We start from the raw sequence: 17,482 nt of genomic DNA, 5'->3' as shown, positions 1-17,482 counted from the left end.
CGCCGTTTCGGCGTGATCGCCGGGAGCTCATGTCATTGTTCCAACTCGCGGACGACTCCAACCGGCAGATTCTCTTGTATCTCTACCGTGGTGAGGTCCTAGTTGCCTCACAGTTCGGCCAGCCGCTGGGCCAAGCCCTAATCCTTGAAACCGAAGCTCAGGATGTCTTCGAGCTCAAAAGCATTGCCGTTGTCGCGTGGCGCCAAGGGCAAGGCATTGGCGGAACGCTTATGAAGGAGGTGGTTCGCTACTGCCGCATGCAAAAGGCGAAGAGTCTGAGGGTATCGACGTCTATCGCCGATGCGAACGCCATCCGTTTCTATCTCCGTCACGGATTCCGGGCGTCGCAAATTGTCCGCGATGCATTCACCGTGGAGAATGGTTACCCGAAATATACTGAAGATAGCCGCATCCCGCTCAACGATGCGATTGAATTCGAACTCGTCCTGACCACGCTTGCCGCATAGATTGAAGGGCTCGATGAAACTCCATGTGAAGACGCCGGCGCCGAGTGTGCTCAAGGTACAGATCTTTCTCGATGAATGCGGCCACGCGCTCCAGGAGGTTGAGGTTTCGGACACTCGCTCACCCGCGTTTCTCAAGATCAACCCTTTTGGAACGGTGCCGGTGCTGGAAACGGATTCGGGGGAGATGATCTCTGAATCGCTGACGATCTGCCGCCACCTGCATCGCCAATGGCACACCGGACTATTTGGCGACTCTGAAGACGAGCAGCTCCAGGTCGAGCTTTGGGAAAGACGTGCGGAACTCCTCGTCTACGCCCCCGCCATCGAATACGTCCACCAGACGCATCCGATGTTCGTCGGTCACGTCGAGCAGCATCCCGAATGGGCCGTCGTGCTGGCCGTCCGAGCTCAGCGAGCCTTGGCTGCCTTCAATGAGCAGCTCGAACGAACCTTGTTCATTGTCGGCGATAGTTTCTCTGTTGCCGACATCACCGCATTTCTAGGCGTGTCTGCCTTCACCGCTTTCGGGGCCGTCGACCTTTCTCAGTATGCCGCACTAAGCCGCTGGGCGGCAGCCGTCGGGGCACGCCCGTCGATGGAGCGCCTCCGCGCGCTTACGACTTAAGCTAGAGCGTCTGCAGGCCTGACAGCCGAAGTACCCCGTCCATCCCACTGGAGATGACGGTCGGCACGGCATGGGCTTGCTCGGCCGGAAGTCCATTGCGGTTCACCCAAATGCTCGGAAATCCGAACCAGGTTGCGCCCGATGCATCCCAGCTCGCGGACGCCGCGAAGCCAATCTCGCTTTTGGAAATTTTGAAAGCCCGTACGGCGAGGTCATAAGCCTTCGGGCTTGGCTTATACTGCCGCGCTGCGTCCGTACTGAGAACGAATTCAAAATGTTCATCGACCCCATTGGTACGAAGGTTCGACATGAGTGCTCGCTCCGAAAGGTTGGAGAGCATCGCCAATCGGACATTATGACGCCGCAGCGTTTGGAGCGCACCGGGCACATCCGGCCACAGCTCGAGATTTGAATAACCTTCGACCAACTGTTCGAGATCAGTGTTGCTGAGGTTGAGGCCAAGGCTCTGGGCGGCTGACTTGAAAGCATCCTCAGCGAGCTCGTCGAACCCGGCGTATTTGCGTGCGCTCGTATAATACCAAGTATATCCAAACAGCATCCCGGAGGCTGCCGAGACCAGGGCATCGCCCTTTTCACCAGCCACCTCGCGCGCGCGCTTCACGATCGTCTGAGGACTGAATAGCACGAAGCCATCGAAGGCGATCGCCCGAATGCGGCGCGGTGGGTGGCCGAACAACGGGCCAGGCGACGCCGCAACTGCGACCAGCGTGAGAAGCTGCCGCCGCGTCGAAACTATTGGCGGGCGGGACTCCATCTAAAGCGCTAGCCGCATGATGAAGTCGCTGTGGCCGACCGGCCTGTTCTCAATCTCAACCACGGGTTCAAAACCAAAGCGTTTGTAAAAGCCGGGAGCCTGAAACGAATAGGTCGCAAGATAGATCGCGACGCATCCGCGGCTCCTGGCCTCCTCAATCGCCGTTGTGATCAAACGCCGGCCGAGGCCCTTGCTCCGATGATCCTCGTCAATCCAAAGCTGCCGCAACTCGCAATAGCCTCCCCAGGTGAAGCCAGCGATTGTGCCCACGGCCGCGCCAGCGGCTTCCGCAACGAATGCGAGTTGAGCGTAGTCGCGATGGCCGGTTCGGGCCGCGTTGAATTCGTAGAACCGGTCTTCCAACTCGCCGATCTGGTCTGGCGAGACCTGCCGTGAGGCGATGGTGAGTTTCTCCTGATTCATTGTGTCGTCCGCTGGGCTTCCTTCACCAATTCGTTTGAAGTCAGCGAATCGTCACTTGGCACGTTGCATCCATATTTGAAGCATCGGATTCGGACCTGAGACTCCCGCGCAGCGCAAGCGATCATCGATCTCATTCCAAAACGATGGCGGACTTCCGGCTAGGGTGCTGTCAGACTAACTCGCACTATGCTCTGATGGACGAAACGGCAAAGGTCCGAAGTGGAGACTTCCATCGATTTCCCAGGGCAGATTCTAATGGCCGGAATGGGTGGAGAGCCGCCAGAAAGCGCATCGCCTGCCGCCCTTAATTGGTAGCGGTGCTTGTTCCTTGAAGTTTCCGGGCAGCCCGCCGATAGGAACCTCGCCGTGCAGAATATCGATCATGCAACTGTCGAGGGCTTTGGCCGTGAGTGGCATTCGTTCGACCAGTCCGTGCTCAGCGACGACGATGCCCGCAGCATGTTCGGCGATTATTTCTCGATGTTCGATTTCACCGATCTCAGCGAAGGCTTCGACCTCGGCTGCGGATCGGGGCGCTGGGCAAGATTCGTCGCGCCGCGGTGCGACAAGCTGCACTGCATCGACCCGTCCGACGCGATCGACGTCGCCCGGCGCAACCTTGCCGACTGCCCCAACGTCACTTTCCATCGCGCGTCGGCCGACGACATTCCATTGGCCGATGGCAGCCAGGATTTCGGCTACAGCCTTGGCGTCCTCCATCACATCCCGGACCCGGAGGCGGCGCTGCGCAATGCGGTTGGCAAGGTCAGGCGCGGCGGCCAGTTCTTGCTCTACATCTACTATCGCTTCGACAATCGCCCGCTCTGGTTCCAATCGCTGTGGCGCGGATCGGACATTGGGAGACGCGTCGTTTCCAAGCTCCCCTTTCCCGCTCGGAAAGGCGTCGCAGCAGTGATCGCCGCAACGACTTATTGGCCGCTCGCACGCACTGCTAGGATCGTCGAGAAGTCAGGCCGAGACCCTTCCTCCATCCCGCTCAACTGGTATCGAAACCTGAGCTTCTACACGATGCGCACTGACGCTCTCGACCGGTTTGGAACGAGGCTGGAGCAGCGCTTCACCAAGCCGGAAATCCGGGCAATGATGGAGCGAAGCGGCCTTGAGAATATCCGCTTTTCTGACTGCGCTCCCTATTGGGTGGCACTCGGAACGCGTCGCTCTGACTTTTGAGAGCCGTCACTGATTCTCGAGATCGAGCTAATGGCAGAAATGGGTGCAAAGCGGAAATTATGCCACTGGCTTCAACCCTGTTACGTCAGCCGATCAATTTTTAGCGTAGCACATGGAAATAGAACGGCTCCTAGACCTGGCCCGCAAGCTGATTGATGAGCTTACCTTCTGCGTAGCGGTAACGCAGGCGGAAGCAGGCGATCTAAACGCGCGCGTCGTACAGCCACTTCCCATGCGGGATGACTGGAGGGTCGATGTGATGACAAACCGGAGATGTCGAAAAGTCCGCGAGATCGAAAGTACTGGCCGAATGACGCTGCTTTATCAGCACGACGCCGATAAGAGTTATGTCACTCTGGTCGGAAGGGCCGAAATCGTCGAGGATCTCGAATTGAAGCGGGCCATCTGGCAGCCGGGTCACTATCGCTGGAATCCCGGTGGACCCGAGGATCCGGCTACGGTTTTCGCACGTCTAGTTCCCGATCGGATAGAACTCTGGAGCGCTGTCCATGACGTAATGCCGGAGCCGAATGGATACAGCGCCGCTGTTCTGGTTCGGGATGGATCCGGATGGAGTTATTCGGAAACGTAACCTGGGAGTTGCCGGCAAAATGGCCGCAATGGGTGGAAAGCGGACATTAGCGTTTGCCAAGGGCAGCTTAGGCTCCTGACCAACGGTTGGCTGCCTAAACGATACGATGCGGCTGCGAGCGCGGTTGATAGGCCGATCGGCGCAATTGCAAATGCAAAAGCGGATAGGGCCGACCCTCCTCATCCAGTTCGGAGCGCCCGACCGTTTCGAATCCAACGCCATCGTAGAATCGGCGCGCTTGATGATTCTGCTCGTTGACTTCAGTCGTAATGGTGGGGTGTCTCTCTAGGGCGTATTCGACAAAGCGCCGGCCGATCCCCATTCCATGCTTCGACGGATCGACGAACAGCGCTTCCATTCGAAACTCTGTCAAGATCATGAACCCAACCGCCACGTCATGGTCATCGACCCACAGCATCATCGGTGCGCTTGGCAGGAAATCTCGAACCGCCACGTCGATTGCCAGCCGGTCGGAAACTGTCAGAAAATGATGGGTGGCATCCACGGCATCGCGCCAGATGGATACAACCCTGTTACCATCGCCCGCAGTTGATGCACGAATTTGGCCTGAAAGCGGGGCAATCTTTGGATCAATCATATTGGAGACGTAGCTTCATATTCTGATCACGTCGATTTCGGTCTTGGCCGGAATGGGTGGAGAGCGGTCGTTAGCGGTAGCAGGTTTGGGCGGTTAATAAGCCGTTGGCTGGCCTTTTGCTGGGTCATTGGGCACATCAGACGACGATGCATGGTTTCGCCCTGAGCGCGTTCGACGCCGCTGCTATCCTGGTAGTCCTGACTGCCGTGCTGGCCTACATCAATCATCGGCTGATCGGCCTCCCGTCTTCGGTGGCGATGACAGTCATGGGCGCAGTTGCGTCTCTGCTGGTCATCGCAATCGATTACGTCCTCCCGGCCAGCGATTTGTCGGCCATGGTAGCGACCTTCCTGAATGGAATAGACTTTGAAACGACACTCATGGACGGGATGCTCTCGTTCTTGCTGTTTGCTGGCGCATTGCATGTCGATTGGGGAGACATGCAGAAAGGCCGTTGGCCGATCGTAGTATTGAGCACGGTTGGTGTGTTGCTTTCCACACTGATCGTCGGGGGCGGCTTTTACTTTCTAACCCTCGCCTTTGGTGTGCCGTTACCGCTCTCCTGGTGCTTCGTGTTTGGAGCATTGATCAGTCCAACCGATCCGGTAGCCGTCATGGGGGTCCTGAAGCGCGCAGCTTGTCCGCCTACATTGCAGGCAACGGTGGCTGGCGAGAGCCTGTTCAATGACGGCGTTGGAGTTGTAGTTGTCGCCATTCTGCTGGCAGCGGCAACTGGGTCAGAAACCTTCACGGCAGCATCCGCCATCCAGTCGTTCGCCCTTGAAGCGGGAGGCGGCGTCATATTGGGCCTGGTGGTCGGTTCGATTGGATTTTGGGCAATGCGCAGCATCGACGAATACAACGTCGAACTGATGATTACCCTGGCGATGGTCATGGGCGGTTACAGCCTTGGGAGCTGGCTCCATGTTAGCGGACCGGTCGCGATGGCCGTAGCTGGACTGTTGATCGGCAATGCCGGTGTAGCCCTCGCCATGAGCGAAGAGACGCGCGACCATGTGCTCAAATTTTGGGCACTTATCGACGAGCTGTTGAATGCGATCCTCTTCCTGCTGATCGGGCTGGAACTCATCGCGATTGCTCCAGATGCCCGGCTTCTGCTGGTGGGAGCAATTGCAGTCCCGTTGGTGCTGCTGGCGCGGACGCTATCTGTCGCTGCACCGTTGGCCGCAATCCGGTGGCTGGCCCCTACTGATGGGTTATCACTGCCGATTCTGCTTTGGGGCGGGATGCGCGGCGGCATTTCGGTTGCGTTGGCGCTGTCTCTTCCGCTGGGACCTGGACGCACAATCATCCTCGCGGCAACCTACGTCGTCGTTCTGTTTTCCGTGATTGTGCAGGGCATTACTATTGGCCCGTTCTTTAGGCGATTTGGACGGTGCGGGCTTCCCGATACGCAAGCGCCGGGATGAACATTTTGGCTGCATGTCGATGACGATCAATAAGTCGTCAAAGGACGGGTCGTCTTGGACAGGCCAAAGTCGTGCAAATGCGTCGCCGAGCAGATCTAATCCGCTTTCCGGGAGTAGCCCTACTTTAACGACGCGATCATTTGGCACGAGTTCCCCAAACCAACATGTGCAACGACTGGGCATTCGTATGGTGCCGTCCCAGAGGCAGAAATTGGTTGAATGATCAAATAAGGTGGCAAGCCTAACTCGGCTTAGCCATGCCCCAAATGATAACGACGCGCCCCCGCACCAGCGGTCTGGCGGGACCGTCAAAGTCCGTGGCTTGTATTTGAATCGGCCAATCGGGTGGCCGGTCCGGCTGCTCTTTCTTAGACCCCCACGGTGTGTTCATGGCCCGAGATTATCAAAGCTCGGCGGGACGCGATACTCCGGGCGGTCGACCTAATGACCGCAATGGGTGGAAAGCGGTCATTAGCTTATTAAAGGGCTGGCGCAGGTTCAGTGAGTTTCGGCGGAGCGAGGTCTTCGATCAACTCGCGCGCAACCGCCAGCGTTGCCTTGTCACCTCCCATGCTGTCGGCCGCATTGGCGGCAACGAGCAGGCCATTGCCAGTCTTCGGGAACAGAACAACGATGGCATACCAGTTGCCATCGGAGCCATTGTGAGTCAGCGCGGGTCCCTGCCGCCCGAGCGGCGTCGCGGCCACGCCCCAGCCGAGCGCACTGTGCGTAGCACCCTGCCCTGTATGCAACAGTCTGTATGTCTCTGGCTTGAGCAGTTTGCCGTGTCCCTGGTCGCCGTTCATCTGGTCAATGCAGAAGCGCGCCCAGTCGGCAATGCTCATTCGCACGCCTCCGGCAGGCATGAACATTTGCGGGTTCGAATCCTTCGGCTGGTCGGCAACCCGGCCGTCCACATGGCCGACAGGCTCGTTCGGTTTCACTGGCTGGGCAAATGTCGCCGACTTCATGCCAAGTGGTCCGAAGACCTCTTCATACATTAGTTGTTCGAACGGCTTTCCGGCGGCACGTTCGGCAACTGCGGCCGCCAGGATCAACCCGGTGTTCGAATAATGCATTTCGCCACGTGCCGGAGCAATCGGCGCATCGGCCACCGCCTTGTGGAGATAGTCCAGGCGCTGCGTCGGGAGCGGCCGCTTGTCATCAAGAAAGGTGTAGAAGTACGGCAGATCGTCATGATTTTCGGGCAGACCAGCCCGGTGCGACAACAGCTCAAGCAGCGTCACGTCCCGATATTGTGGCTGCATGTCAGCCGCCAGTTCCGGCAAGAGCTGGGCGAGGGGTGTATCCCAGCGCAACTTGCCCTCCTCCACCAACCTGGCGACCATGGTGGCGGTCATAGCCTTGCCGTCGGAGCCCAAATTCCAGCGGTCGCCTACCTTCACGGGATCCGGACGGGAGATGCGCCGTTTGCCGCTCACGGCTTCGACCTGAGGAAAGCCATTGCGAATTTCCAGCACAGCCATGCCGGGTGTCTTTGACCCAGCCATGGCGTGGGTAAGCGCCGCAGCCTCACGACCGTTTGCAGACGGCGCAATGGACGCAGAAGGCGTCATCGTGGCGGCGCAAAGGGCCAGGGTGGCGAGAAGGCACATAAGTTTCTCCAGCGAGAGGTCCCGTCAAAACCCGGGAGCGCGGCTTCAACATTACAGGCTCTGAGCATCAGACCGAACCCGTCAGCCCATCATCTACCTCAACGTAGGAAAAATGTGCCGCCGAACGCGAATATCAATCAATCATCGCAGTCATGCCAACGATGCATTTCCCGTTGTTCGGATGACGGTCGCCATGTGCGCGATGGGTTGAACTCGGTCATTCCGCTAACGGCCGCTTTGGGTCGAATACGGCGAGATCCGCCCACGCGAGCCACAACGGCCGGCCCAGGGCAAGCGGATCGCTGCAAACATTGATACCCGGAATTATCGATCCCTTAACCACGATCAATTTACGCGGGTGCTCGTGGGAGGAATCGCGTGGACCTGAAGTACGCCCGGGAAATGGTGCTGCCCTGCGTGGTCTGCGCGGCGACCTTTGCCGTCGCACTGCTAATGGCGATTGCCGGCGGCGTCGCTGGGACCCGCCTGTTGTCGGCCTATGTCGAGGTCGGCATCTGGGCCGCCATCGTCGCGGTCATTCCGTGGATGCTCATTCCATGGCTGCGCGAGCCGGCGCTGCGCAAGGTTGGCCCGGTCACCGCCGTATCAGCAATGGTTCGCGAGCGCCTTTTAATCCTTCTCCTCCCGACGTTGATTTTTCCGATATTCATGACCGGTTTCACCGTCGCGAAGACCAGCTTTCCGCTGTTCACCGGATTTCAGTGGGACGGTTTCTGGACCGCCGCCGACGCATTGTTGTTCAACGGCGATCCGTGGCGCGTGACCCATGCGCTGATCGGGCCGACCGGGTCCGGATACCTGGTTTCCGCATACACCTTCGGCTGGGGCCTGGTGCTTGGATTGGCGCTTCCGCTCTATGCCTTTTCGGCGGATCCCCGGCACGTCACTCGCGCCTATACGGCGATGATGTCGACGTGGTTCGTGGTCGGGGTGGTTGGCGCGTCGCTCTTCTCTTCGGCAGGGCCGATCTTCGCGGACCTGGTCGATCCGTTGCTGGGCGAGCATTTCGATCCGCTCCACCAGTCGCTTACCAGGTTGCTGCCGGCCGACGATCCGATCCTCGGGTCGCAGCAATATCTGCGCGAAGCGTTCGATCGTCGGGAGGCGTTCCGCGCCGGGGGCATTTCGGCGATGCCGTCGATGCATCTCGGGGTTTGCGCCTTCCTGGTAATCCTGAGCTGGCGGACGTGGTGGCGGGCCCCGGCAATCATGCTATGGTTCATCATCTGGGTGGCTTCGGTGCATTTCGGCTATCACTACGCCCTCGACGGCATCATCGGCTCGGCGCTGGCCTGGGCCTGCTGGAAGGCGACCGCGCCAATGGTCGCTCCGGCCAAGCTGGCTCCCCAATCGACATTGGCGGCAATATGAAGTCGGTCGATCCGACGGAATTTGCCGCCGCGCTCAACCCGCGCGAACGCGACTGGCTGATTCCCAGCGCGGTCATGACCGCGGGCCTCGGCCTGGCCGCGCTGATCCTGCTGCCGATCGCGGGTTACGACCATATCCCCGCCTATTTCGGCCGCTTCCTTAACTGGATGTATTACATGCTGTTCGGCGGCCTGCTGTGGCTGCTGATCACGGTCATCAAGCTCAGGAAGGCGGGCGTCGAATCCCCGATCTTCGAACTCCACGGGCAGTTGATGGCCAGGAAGGCATTTCTGCTGGCGGCGCTGGCGGGTGCGATGCTGGCCGGCATCGACATGCTGTTCTTCATGTGGATCAAGCCCGAGCTTACCGCGGTCGCCCCCTTCTGGGCTGACGGGATGCTGGCCGATATCGACCATGCCATTTTCGGCACCGATCCGTGGCGGCTGTTCAAGGGGTTCGACCTTACCGTCCACGCCGGCGCCTACAGCTTCCTGTGGGCGGTGGCGATCATGGCGACGGTCGTATGGGTGCTGGCGCAAAAGCCGTCGCCGCAGCGTTCGGCCTCGCTCATCGCCTACTTTGCCATCTGGTCGGTGTTCGGGACGATCGGCCAGTTATTGCTCTCTTCCGCCGGTCCGATCTTCTACCAGCGCGCCGGCCTCGGAGATCGCTTCGCGGAGCTCAGCAACAATATCCCGCAAGTGACCCAAATGGTGTCCGGCTATCTGTGGAATTTCCACACGAGCGGAACACTCGGCGTCGGCGCCGGCATCTCGGCCATGCCATCGCTGCACATCGGCACCGTCGCCTGGATTTATCTGGCGTTCCGCGGCCAGCGGTCGAGGCTGGCCCCGCTCGCCGCGCTGTTCGCGCTCTACATGTGGGCGATGTCCGTCGCGCTCGGCTGGCACTATGCGATCGACGGCATCGTCGGTGCGGGTGGAGCCGTGGCTTGCCAGTGGGTTTGCAATAGCTGGTTCAAACGGCGAGAGGCCAGCGAATTGAAGCAGTCCGAACTGGCATCGGCCAGTTAGGGATTCCCCACTGTGGCACTCCATGGCAAATTCCCTCAGCATGAGGTCGCAGTGGGTGGCGGTTGAGTACATTGCCAGTTTGAACCGGGTTAGTAGCTAGCTGGCAATGTGATCTGGGGCGTCGTGCTGGTACTTAGGGGCAAGTGGCAGTCGTTACGGTGCTAAGTTGCTGGGTTGTCTCTAGTCGGATTCAGTCAACTTCAATCCTTGAGGGTTGGAAAGCATGACTCAAGAGCCACCCCAATTTCCAAGCCAGTCAATGGCACAGAAAACGTTGTTTCCGTTCAAAAGAGGATTGATACCTGCGATTGTATCAATTCAGAAATTGTATCATCCTCTGGAATTCATGGGGGAATTGTCAAAAGCTCAAGTGCTGCTTGCACCATTAGCACTGACCGGGCTGATAGCTTTGGCCGGGCTATCAGCCGCATTTGCCGCCGGGTTGGACACGTCGCTTGTCGCGATCGAATATTTCGAAGTTGCGGTTGGGTTCACATGTCTGGCACTGCTTGTGTGGGCTTTCATCGAGACCACCAAGATGGCGTTGCGTAGCGCCGATCGCCCGCTCCAAGAGTTACGGCGGCAACTGCCAGAGCGTCTCGACCATCTGGTGCTTCCAGCAGTCATTTTCCCGCTCTTTTTGACCGGATTCACAGTTGCGAAATCCGCAATTCCGTTTCTGATAGGTTATAGATGGGACGCGTTCTGGGCCAACGCCGACCATTGGCTATTTGGCACCGATCCGTGGCGGATAACACACTGGTTCATTGGACCGACAGGGACGCGAATATTAGCTTGGTGCTACACCTTTGTCTGGGGGACGGCGCTTGTCTATGTCAACGCGTTTGTGGCGATCTACGGCACACGAAAGACTATCGCAGAGTATTTTGCAGTTGTGCTGCTTACCTGGTTCGTAGTCGGTTTTCTGGGAGCTTACGCCTGGTCATCGGCTGGACCGGTTTTCCTGCATTTGGTTGACTCATCATACGCGCATCGTTTTGAAGAACTGCGATCAACGATTAACCAAAGCCTGCCTCCTGGAAGGGGCCTCCGCTTCATTCAGTCCTATTTGGAACTGGCCTTCGACTCAAAAGTCGTCGTTAGAGGGGGCGGAATTTCCGCTATGCCCTCCGTTCACGTCGCAACTGCTACTATTTTCTTTCTGGTTGCCAATGGCGCAATTCGAAAAGCGCTTGCCGCTGTATTTTATGCCTGCATCTTTGTGGGGTCCGTTCACTTTGGTTATCACTATGCACTGGACGGACTGATCGGGTCCATCATCGCAGTCGGCTGCTGGTTCACAGTACGTCTGTATATCAAGCGCCTGAGCCGCGCACCGCTGGAGGAACTCAATCCCGTGCCGATCCCAAGCGGCGCGGAGTAGCCGAGATGGACCGGAATCGGTGTAGCTGGGGATCGGCCGCCGACGACAACGTAAATGCGGGCCCAGTTTAGATTTCCAATTGCCGTCTCCGTCGACATAAACTTTCGGGCGATCCAAATTGCAACAGCAGAATAAGAAATCGGGGCCAATGAACGCGAGCCGCGAGAATCGCCTGGTGGTCGAAATTGACTCGTGGCTGCTATAGCCTGACCTAATGGGGGATTTCGTCGCGCATTTGTACATCGGGCTGGCGCAGGTCTTTGCCGACCTATTGCCCCGTCCCTTAATTGAAAAGGCGCGGACCGGGCCGCTTTGGCGGCGAATTGTCATCGCCCTTTTCTTCGGCGTGAGCAGCCTCATCATCGGCCTGGTCGTTGCCGCCCTGGCCCTGTTCGTCATCTTCGTCCTGGGCGCCGTAGGCCTTGGCGTCTTCAGGGCCATACTTCCGTGACGGATCAATCGAGCCCGGACGAATTGCGCGATGCCGCGACCCTTCGGCCGCATTCAAATCTGTCGACCGCGCTGCAGATCTGGCTCATCGGCGCGCTCCTGCCGCTTTGCCTGATCCTCACCGGTGAGGCGAACCAATATGATTTCTCGGCACTTTGGGTTGCGGCCAAGCAAGCAATCGCCGGCGATGCCGGAGCAATCTACAGCGCGACGGCGACGCAGCTTTATGCCGATCAACTGCACCTCGGCCGGGCGACGATATTTCCCTACCCGCCTCACGCGCTATTTGCGTTCCTGCCTTTCGCGATCCTGCCCTATATCCCGGCATATCTGGCCTGGAACGTCGCGACGGCGGCGTTTTTCTATTGGGCGGCGCGGCCATGTCTGCCCAAGGGGTTTCCGCCAATCCTGTCCATACTGACGCCAGCGGCATTGATCTGCGTGGACTTTGGGCAAACCGGCTTGGCGTTCGGCGGCCTGTGGCTCCTGGCGTTCAGGGGCCGGTGGGCCGCGGTCGCCTTGCTAACCGTGAAGCCGCATGTCGGCCTGCTCAGCATCCTGTCGCTGCGAAGGTGGAGCGCGTTCTGGAAAACGGTGGCGCTTACGATCGGATTGATGCTCGCCAGCGTTGCTGCCTTCGGCTTCGCCTTGTGGCCCGCCTTCCTCGAGAATCTGATCGTTCACGCAGAAAAAATGACTGCGATGGAGCGCTGGTTCCACGCCGGGGTTACCCCCGCCATCGGATATGGGTTTTGGGGATGGATTGCCTTTGCCATCGCCGGCGCCTTGCTGCTGGCTAAAAGAGTCAATGTCTTTACTGCCGCCACCGCCACCTTCCTGATTTCGCCCTACGGCTTCCACTATGACATGACGGTTGTCTGTCTTGGCTTCGGCCTCCTTATTTTTAGCGAATGGCATGCCATGCCCATTCGCCACCGGATTCCGATCGCGCTCGGGTTTCTGTCCCCGGTGATCGCGATTGCGGGTGTTTGGTGGATGCCGCCGATCATCGGTTATGCCCTGTGGGCCCAGGTCAAATATGATGCCGGTCCGGTGCGGCATCAAATCCATAGCTAAGTTCGATTGGAACGGTCGGGCGAACCAGGCTTTTACTGTGCAGTAAGGTTAATCGAATATCCCGCTGCATATGACTTTCACTTCGACCGAAGCCCGGACCACCTATCTCAGCCTGCAGCGCAGGCTGCGTGCCAAGTCTGGCGCGCTGCTGCTGAAGATCGAGGATCGCCTGCCGCGCATCATGACCTTCTGGTTCATGCTGGCGATGGCAGGGTGCGCGGTCCGCATTGCGTCCAGTCCGCTGCACGCCGCGCCAGATGCTTCGACGTTCCTGCCCTATGTCCTGGTGGTCGGCGCGCCCTTGCTGTCGATGGGCCTGGCGCTGATCTGGTTTCGCGACGGCCATTTGTTGCCGCAGCCGACGACGCGGCTGGCGATCGCCGGCAAATGGCGTTCGATCAGCCGGACCGAGGCGGAGCGACATCGGCTGTACGGATCGTGCGGCATCATGGTCTCGCTGCTGGTAGGAATGCTGCTCAACGTCCCGGTGCGGGCGCTGGAATATCTGGCGTCGATCCCGGCACTGAGCGGGACGATCCCGGCCTGGTTGTCGACGCTGCACTTCATGATGACGTTGGACGTCGTGCTGCTGACCAGCCTCTATACCATCGCCTTCGTCGCCGCACTGCGCCGGGTACCCTTGTTCCCGCGCCTGCTGGTGGCGATCTGGGCGATCGACATTACGATGCAGCTCGGCATTGCCCGCGTCGTGGCCGGAACCGAAGGGTTGCCGGGACCAGTGGCCGACGCGCTGCACACCCTGCTCGACGGCAACGTCAAGAAAGTCCTCATCAGCGTCTGCCTGTGGCTACCCTACCTGCTGCTGTCGAAGCGGGTGAACGTGACCTTCCGCCACCGCGTCGAGGCCTAAGCTGCTAATTCCGGCGCGCCGGCGCCGCGACTCGGGAGGCGAATCGAAGCCTGAAAGCCATTCGCCTGGCTCCTCCAACCCCTTAACTTTCGATAATCAGTGATCCCGGGAACGGAGTCTGTCCAGTTTCGAGACTCCGGCGGTGTAATGATCCACCGCTGTGGATAAGTCACAACATCCCCAGAAATGGCAGTTTTCGGCCAGTCATCCACGCAGTTTAGCCAGCAAATGCTGTTAATCTGGGTTAAACAGTCATGCTTGACAAAAAGTTAAGGCAGGCAGAGGCTTTGGGGGTCAAGCGGCTGGGGGGCCGTGGAATTTTGATTGCGGGGGTTGTCGCGTATCGGCGTCCTGCCAGTCCAAATCAGTCCGCCTCCCCTGGCGTGCGACACATCTCATTCGTCCCACTGGGACGGGGGGATCAACTTGATAGGGGACGGATAATGAAGACTTTCATCAACATGCTGCGCGACGATCGTGGCGCGTCGGCCGCCGAATATGCGCTGATCCTTGCCATTATCGGCGCGGTCATTGCCATCGCGGCGCTCGGCCTCAGCCAGGCCATTGGCAATGCCATGGACGATGCTGCTTCGTGCATCAACGATCCGGGCACCGTCGGTTCGCCGAACGCTGACTGCTAAGTGAGTTGGGCGGCCACGCTTCGGTGTGGCCGCCCTTGTACTTTCGTCTGGGTGGGCTGGACGAAATAGCGTATTGTTTGCGTAGCCTTCGATAGCGGGGGACCAGGCTGTGAAACGGCAGACTCTTATTGCGCTCGGCATCGCCCTGGTATTGGGGCTGGTCGCCGTCCTTATCGCCAACTCTTATTTGAGCGGCCGTGAGAGGCAGATCAGCTCGCAGCTGCCGCAGGGCGGCATGGTGCGCATCGCGGTCGCCTCGATGCCCTTGGCCTATGGCACCGACGTCACGCCGGACCGGGTCAAATTTGTCCAATATCCCGCGGCAAGCCTGCCGCCTGGGTCGTACCGGTCGATGGCGGAGCTGTTGCCGGCGGGCAAGCGCCGCGTCGCGCTGCGTCCGATCCTGGTCAACCAGCCGCTGCTTGCGGCGGACCTCACGGGCGCCGGGCAGGGCGCCTCGATCGCCGCGCTGCTGCCCGACGGGATGCGCGCGCTGACCGTCCGGATCAATGACGTGTCCGGCGTGGCTGGCTTCGTCAAACCCAACGACACGGTCGACGTGCTGATCACTCGCACGCCGATCAACGGCAATGGTTCGGGCGAGCAGGTCACCGACGTGCTTCTCCAGAATGTCCGGGTGATCGCGATGGGAACCCAAACGGCGGGTGCCGACGGCAAGCCGAGCCCGACCAATTCGACCACTTTGGAGGTCAATCCGCTCGACGCCCAGAAGCTGGTGCTAGGCCAGCAGCTGGGCCAGCTCAGCCTGGCGCTGCGCAAGCCGGGCGAAGAGCAGAATATTCCGAAAGTCGAGACGGTCAGCCTCAACGACTTGCGCTATTCCTATTACGGATCGCTGCCGCCTGGCGCGGGTCCGGCGATGAACTCGGCCACTGCGCCGGCCAGACCGGCTCCGGCCGTGCGGGTCAGCCGCCCGCGCCCGCCGGTCGTTCAGCGCGCGGTTCAGGCAGTCAAGGACACGTCGACGATCAGCGTCACACGGGGAACCGACACGAAGGACTATGAGGTGGGGGGCTATGCTCAATAGGACTTTGACAAGGGCGGCGCTTGGCGCGGCCATCGCTTGTAGCGCGGCAGCCTTCGCGGCCGCCGTTCCGGCCGCGGCACAGATCTCGGTCAGCGAATCCGACGGCGTTCGCGCCGGCGAGCTGGCGGTGCCGGTCAACAAGAGCCAGGTGCTGCGCTCCGACCGGCCGTTCGCCAAGGCGCTGATCGGCAATCCCGACATCGCCGACGTGCTGCCGCTGTCGGACCAGTCAATCTATGTGCTCGGCAAGAAGATGGGGACCACCAGCCTCACCCTCTATGACCGGCGCAACATGCTGATCGCGGTGGTCGACATTGCGGTCGGGCCGGACGTCATCGGGCTGAAGCGGCAATTGTCCGAATTGATGCCGGGCGACCAGGTAGGCGCGCGCATCGCCAATGATTCGGTTGTGCTGGAAGGCATCGTCAGCTCAGGGCCGGCGGCGGATCGCGCGGTTCAGCTGGCCGAAACCTATGCGCCGGGCAAGGTCATCAACCTCTTGTCGATCGGATCGGCCCAGCAGGTGATGCTCGAGGTCCGCTTCTCCGAGATCAAGCGCGGCGCGCTCAAGGATCTGGGGTTCAGCTCATTTGTCGAAGGCAGCGGCAGCCACGGCTTTCAGGGCGCGATCGGCGGCGGCGCAAGCCTGTCCGGCTCGCTCGGCAGCACGACCACCGTGTCGACCGATCCGGTGACGGGTGACGTCACGACGACTACCACACCCAATGCGCCGACGTTGTCATTGGGCTCGATTGTCGACAGCTTCGGCATCCTGACACGGATGTTCAAGATCGCCGGATTGAACTTTGACGTCGCGTTCAACGCGCTGGAGCGCAAAGGTGTTGTCACCACCCTGGCCGAGCCGACGCTGGTTGCCTTGTCGGGTGAAACCGCCAGCTTCCTCGCCGGCGGGGAATTCCCCATTCCTGTCGCACAGAGTGGGAACAGCGGCGGCGACAGCGCAATCTCGGTTCAGTTCAAGCAATTCGGCGTCAGCCTGGCGTTCACGCCGACGGTGCTTGCCGACGGCGTGATCAACCTGGAGGTGGCGCCTGAAGTGAGCTCGATCGACGCTTCGGCATCGGTCGTCGTCAACAACCTCCGCATACCGGGCCTACAGACCCGCCGCGCCCATACGACGGTCGAGCTTCGCGATGGCGAGAGCTTCGCGCTGGCCGGCCTGATCCGCAGGGACTTCCAGGACACCATTCGGCAGTTCCCGGTCCTCGGATCGATCCCGATCATCGGCACCCTGTTCCGCTCGACCAACTTCCAGAAGGAAGAGACGGAACTTGTCATCATCGTCACGCCGCGGCTGGTCAAGCCGGTCCGGGCGGCGGCGATGAAGGTGCCGACCGATCGCGCAACAGCGCCGGACGAGGTCGACCTGTTCCTGCTCGGCCGTCCCGACACGGGCGTTGGGGTCAATCCGTTGGCGCCGACTCAGCCGTCACCTGCCGGCCGCCCGATCGGTGAGACATCGCCGGCGCCGGCGCCAGGGGGAATGGCGGCGCTCGATCCCTCCAAGCTGGAGAAAGACTATGGCCATGCGTTCTAAGGCGATGCTGATTTCGGCCGGTGCGGCGCTGTTCGCGGCGGCGGGCTGCGCCCCGGTCGATCCCGGCTTCGGCGAGGCTCATCGATACGACATGGCCATCCAGACCATCAATCCTGATCCGGTTTACCCGGCGGATGGCGCGCAGCCGGGCGACAATGGCGAAAAGGCGCAGAAGGCAACAGAACGTTATCGCAAAGGAACAACCAAGGCACTCCGGCGCGAGAGCGCCGGCAGCGGCGGTGGCGTCGGCAGCGGCAGCGGCGGCAGCGGCGCCGGCGGTGGAAACGCTCCGGGAAGCTGAGGATGGTAA

Annotated in this window: 19 protein-coding genes; 15 read left to right on the top strand and 4 right to left on the bottom strand. The window is 60.1% G+C overall.

Annotated elements, in window-relative coordinates:
- Positions 1-35: 35 nt before the first annotated feature.
- Together LZ518_RS09835 and LZ518_RS09830 are read left to right on the top strand one after the other, a co-directional pair.
- Positions 36-467 (top strand): GNAT family N-acetyltransferase, encoded by a 432-nt coding sequence (locus LZ518_RS09835; protein ID WP_249915814.1) that lies wholly within the window; start codon positions 36-38, stop codon positions 465-467.
- A 13-nt stretch (positions 468-480) separates the two neighbouring features.
- Positions 481-1,092, top strand: coding sequence for a glutathione S-transferase family protein (locus LZ518_RS09830; protein ID WP_249915813.1), 612 nt, complete (start codon positions 481-483; stop codon positions 1,090-1,092).
- A gap of 1 nt (position 1,093) precedes the next feature.
- Here the strand turns inward: LZ518_RS09830 and LZ518_RS09825 are convergent, their stop codons facing one another.
- A complete protein-coding gene (locus LZ518_RS09825) occupies positions 1,094-1,867 on the bottom strand; it encodes a haloacid dehalogenase type II (RefSeq protein WP_249915812.1) in 774 nt (257 codons plus the stop codon).
- The gene (locus LZ518_RS09820; protein ID WP_249915811.1) at positions 1,868-2,290 is read right to left on the bottom strand and encodes a GNAT family N-acetyltransferase; all 423 of its coding nucleotides are present in this window, start codon (positions 2,288-2,290) and stop codon (positions 1,868-1,870) included. It abuts the gene before it with no gap.
- A 366-nt stretch (positions 2,291-2,656) separates the two neighbouring features.
- Between LZ518_RS09820 and LZ518_RS09815 the strand changes: the two genes are divergently transcribed.
- Both LZ518_RS09815 and LZ518_RS09810 read left to right on the top strand, forming a co-directional pair.
- Positions 2,657-3,481 carry a class I SAM-dependent methyltransferase gene (locus LZ518_RS09815; RefSeq protein WP_249915810.1) on the top strand — a complete coding sequence of 275 codons (825 nt, stop codon included), beginning with the start codon at positions 2,657-2,659 and terminating at the stop codon, positions 3,479-3,481.
- A 112-nt stretch (positions 3,482-3,593) separates the two neighbouring features.
- Entirely contained in the window at positions 3,594-4,073 is a 480-nt protein-coding gene (locus LZ518_RS09810; RefSeq protein WP_249915809.1) for a pyridoxamine 5'-phosphate oxidase family protein, read from the top strand.
- A 94-nt stretch (positions 4,074-4,167) separates the two neighbouring features.
- On the opposite strand, the gene LZ518_RS09805 is transcribed toward LZ518_RS09810, so the two are convergent.
- On the bottom strand, positions 4,168-4,671 hold the full coding sequence (locus LZ518_RS09805; protein ID WP_249915808.1) for an acetyltransferase: 504 nt from the start codon (positions 4,669-4,671) through the stop codon (positions 4,168-4,170).
- A 146-nt stretch (positions 4,672-4,817) separates the two neighbouring features.
- Here LZ518_RS09805 and LZ518_RS09800 point away from each other — a divergent pair, with 146 nt between their 5' ends.
- Positions 4,818-6,101, top strand: a complete 1,284-nt coding sequence (locus tag LZ518_RS09800) for a cation:proton antiporter (protein WP_249915807.1) — start codon at positions 4,818-4,820, stop codon at positions 6,099-6,101.
- 479 nt (positions 6,102-6,580) lie between these two features.
- Here LZ518_RS09800 and LZ518_RS09795 read toward each other — a convergent pair whose 3' ends face one another.
- A complete protein-coding gene (locus tag LZ518_RS09795; protein WP_283938315.1) occupies positions 6,581-7,678 on the bottom strand; it encodes a serine hydrolase domain-containing protein in 1,098 nt (365 codons plus the stop codon).
- Between the two features lie 417 nt (positions 7,679-8,095).
- On the opposite strand from LZ518_RS09795, the gene LZ518_RS09790 reads away from it, so the two are divergent.
- The 10 genes from LZ518_RS09790 (at position 8,096) to LZ518_RS09745 (ending at position 17,473) form a co-directional block, all read left to right on the top strand.
- Positions 8,096-9,109, top strand: coding sequence for a phosphatase PAP2 family protein (locus LZ518_RS09790; protein ID WP_249915805.1), 1,014 nt, complete (start codon positions 8,096-8,098; stop codon positions 9,107-9,109).
- A complete protein-coding gene (locus tag LZ518_RS09785) occupies positions 9,106-10,143 on the top strand; it encodes a phosphatase PAP2 family protein (protein ID WP_249915804.1) in 1,038 nt (345 codons plus the stop codon). Before LZ518_RS09790 ends, LZ518_RS09785 begins: the two co-directional genes overlap by 4 nt.
- Positions 10,144-10,402: 259 nt before the next feature.
- On the top strand, positions 10,403-11,527 hold the full coding sequence (locus tag LZ518_RS09780) for a phosphatase PAP2 family protein (protein WP_249915803.1): 1,125 nt from the start codon (positions 10,403-10,405) through the stop codon (positions 11,525-11,527).
- A gap of 214 nt (positions 11,528-11,741) precedes the next feature.
- Positions 11,742-11,978: a hypothetical protein gene (locus tag LZ518_RS09775; protein ID WP_249915802.1), complete on the top strand. Its 237-nt coding sequence runs from the start codon at positions 11,742-11,744 to the stop codon at positions 11,976-11,978.
- A complete protein-coding gene (locus LZ518_RS09770; protein ID WP_249915801.1) occupies positions 11,975-13,054 on the top strand; it encodes a glycosyltransferase family 87 protein in 1,080 nt (359 codons plus the stop codon). The genes LZ518_RS09775 and LZ518_RS09770 overlap by 4 nt, the downstream gene beginning before the upstream one ends.
- 70 nt (positions 13,055-13,124) lie before the next feature.
- Positions 13,125-13,925, top strand: a complete 801-nt coding sequence (locus tag LZ518_RS09765; protein WP_249915800.1) for a DUF2569 domain-containing protein — start codon at positions 13,125-13,127, stop codon at positions 13,923-13,925.
- 443 nt (positions 13,926-14,368) lie between these two features.
- Complete coding sequence (locus tag LZ518_RS09760) at positions 14,369-14,566, top strand: Flp family type IVb pilin (protein WP_249915799.1); 198 nt, start codon at positions 14,369-14,371, stop codon at positions 14,564-14,566.
- 109 nt (positions 14,567-14,675) lie between these two features.
- Entirely contained in the window at positions 14,676-15,614 is a 939-nt protein-coding gene (cpaB, locus tag LZ518_RS09755; RefSeq protein ID WP_249915798.1) for a Flp pilus assembly protein CpaB, read from the top strand.
- Positions 15,604-17,172, top strand: a complete 1,569-nt coding sequence (locus tag LZ518_RS09750) for a type II and III secretion system protein family protein (protein ID WP_249915797.1) — start codon at positions 15,604-15,606, stop codon at positions 17,170-17,172. The genes cpaB and LZ518_RS09750 overlap by 11 nt, the downstream gene beginning before the upstream one ends.
- A complete protein-coding gene (locus tag LZ518_RS09745; RefSeq protein WP_249915796.1) occupies positions 17,156-17,473 on the top strand; it encodes a hypothetical protein in 318 nt (105 codons plus the stop codon). Before LZ518_RS09750 ends, LZ518_RS09745 begins: the two co-directional genes overlap by 17 nt.
- Positions 17,474-17,482: the final 9 nt, after the last annotated feature.

This window comes from Sphingomonas brevis, assembly GCF_023516505.1.
Lineage (GTDB): Bacteria > Pseudomonadota > Alphaproteobacteria > Sphingomonadales > Sphingomonadaceae > Sphingomicrobium > Sphingomicrobium breve.
This window is presented reverse-complemented; position numbering and strand designations above follow the sequence as displayed.

Bases quoted from the DNA above. Each gene is read 5' to 3' on its own strand.
- LZ518_RS09795 (WP_283938315.1), bottom strand. From the start codon at position 7,678: ATGACGCCTTCTGCGTCCATTGCGCCGTCTGCAAACGGTCGTGAGGCT.
- LZ518_RS09745 (WP_249915796.1), top strand. From the start codon at position 17,156: ATGGCCATGCGTTCTAAGGCGATGCTGATTTCGGCCGGTGCGGCGCTG.
- LZ518_RS09810 (WP_249915809.1), top strand. From the start codon at position 3,594: ATGGAAATAGAACGGCTCCTAGACCTGGCCCGCAAGCTGATTGATGAG.
- LZ518_RS09800 (WP_249915807.1), top strand. From the start codon at position 4,818: ATGCATGGTTTCGCCCTGAGCGCGTTCGACGCCGCTGCTATCCTGGTA.
- LZ518_RS09765 (WP_249915800.1), top strand. From the start codon at position 13,125: ATGACTTTCACTTCGACCGAAGCCCGGACCACCTATCTCAGCCTGCAG.
- LZ518_RS09750 (WP_249915797.1), top strand. From the start codon at position 15,604: ATGCTCAATAGGACTTTGACAAGGGCGGCGCTTGGCGCGGCCATCGCT.
- LZ518_RS09780 (WP_249915803.1), top strand. From the start codon at position 10,403: ATGGCACAGAAAACGTTGTTTCCGTTCAAAAGAGGATTGATACCTGCG.
- LZ518_RS09825 (WP_249915812.1), bottom strand. From the start codon at position 1,867: ATGGAGTCCCGCCCGCCAATAGTTTCGACGCGGCGGCAGCTTCTCACG.
- LZ518_RS09805 (WP_249915808.1), bottom strand. From the start codon at position 4,671: ATGATTGATCCAAAGATTGCCCCGCTTTCAGGCCAAATTCGTGCATCA.
- LZ518_RS09820 (WP_249915811.1), bottom strand. From the start codon at position 2,290: ATGAATCAGGAGAAACTCACCATCGCCTCACGGCAGGTCTCGCCAGAC.
- LZ518_RS09775 (WP_249915802.1), top strand. From the start codon at position 11,742: ATGGGGGATTTCGTCGCGCATTTGTACATCGGGCTGGCGCAGGTCTTT.
- LZ518_RS09760 (WP_249915799.1), top strand. From the start codon at position 14,369: ATGAAGACTTTCATCAACATGCTGCGCGACGATCGTGGCGCGTCGGCC.
- LZ518_RS09830 (WP_249915813.1), top strand. From the start codon at position 481: ATGAAACTCCATGTGAAGACGCCGGCGCCGAGTGTGCTCAAGGTACAG.
- LZ518_RS09785 (WP_249915804.1), top strand. From the start codon at position 9,106: ATGAAGTCGGTCGATCCGACGGAATTTGCCGCCGCGCTCAACCCGCGC.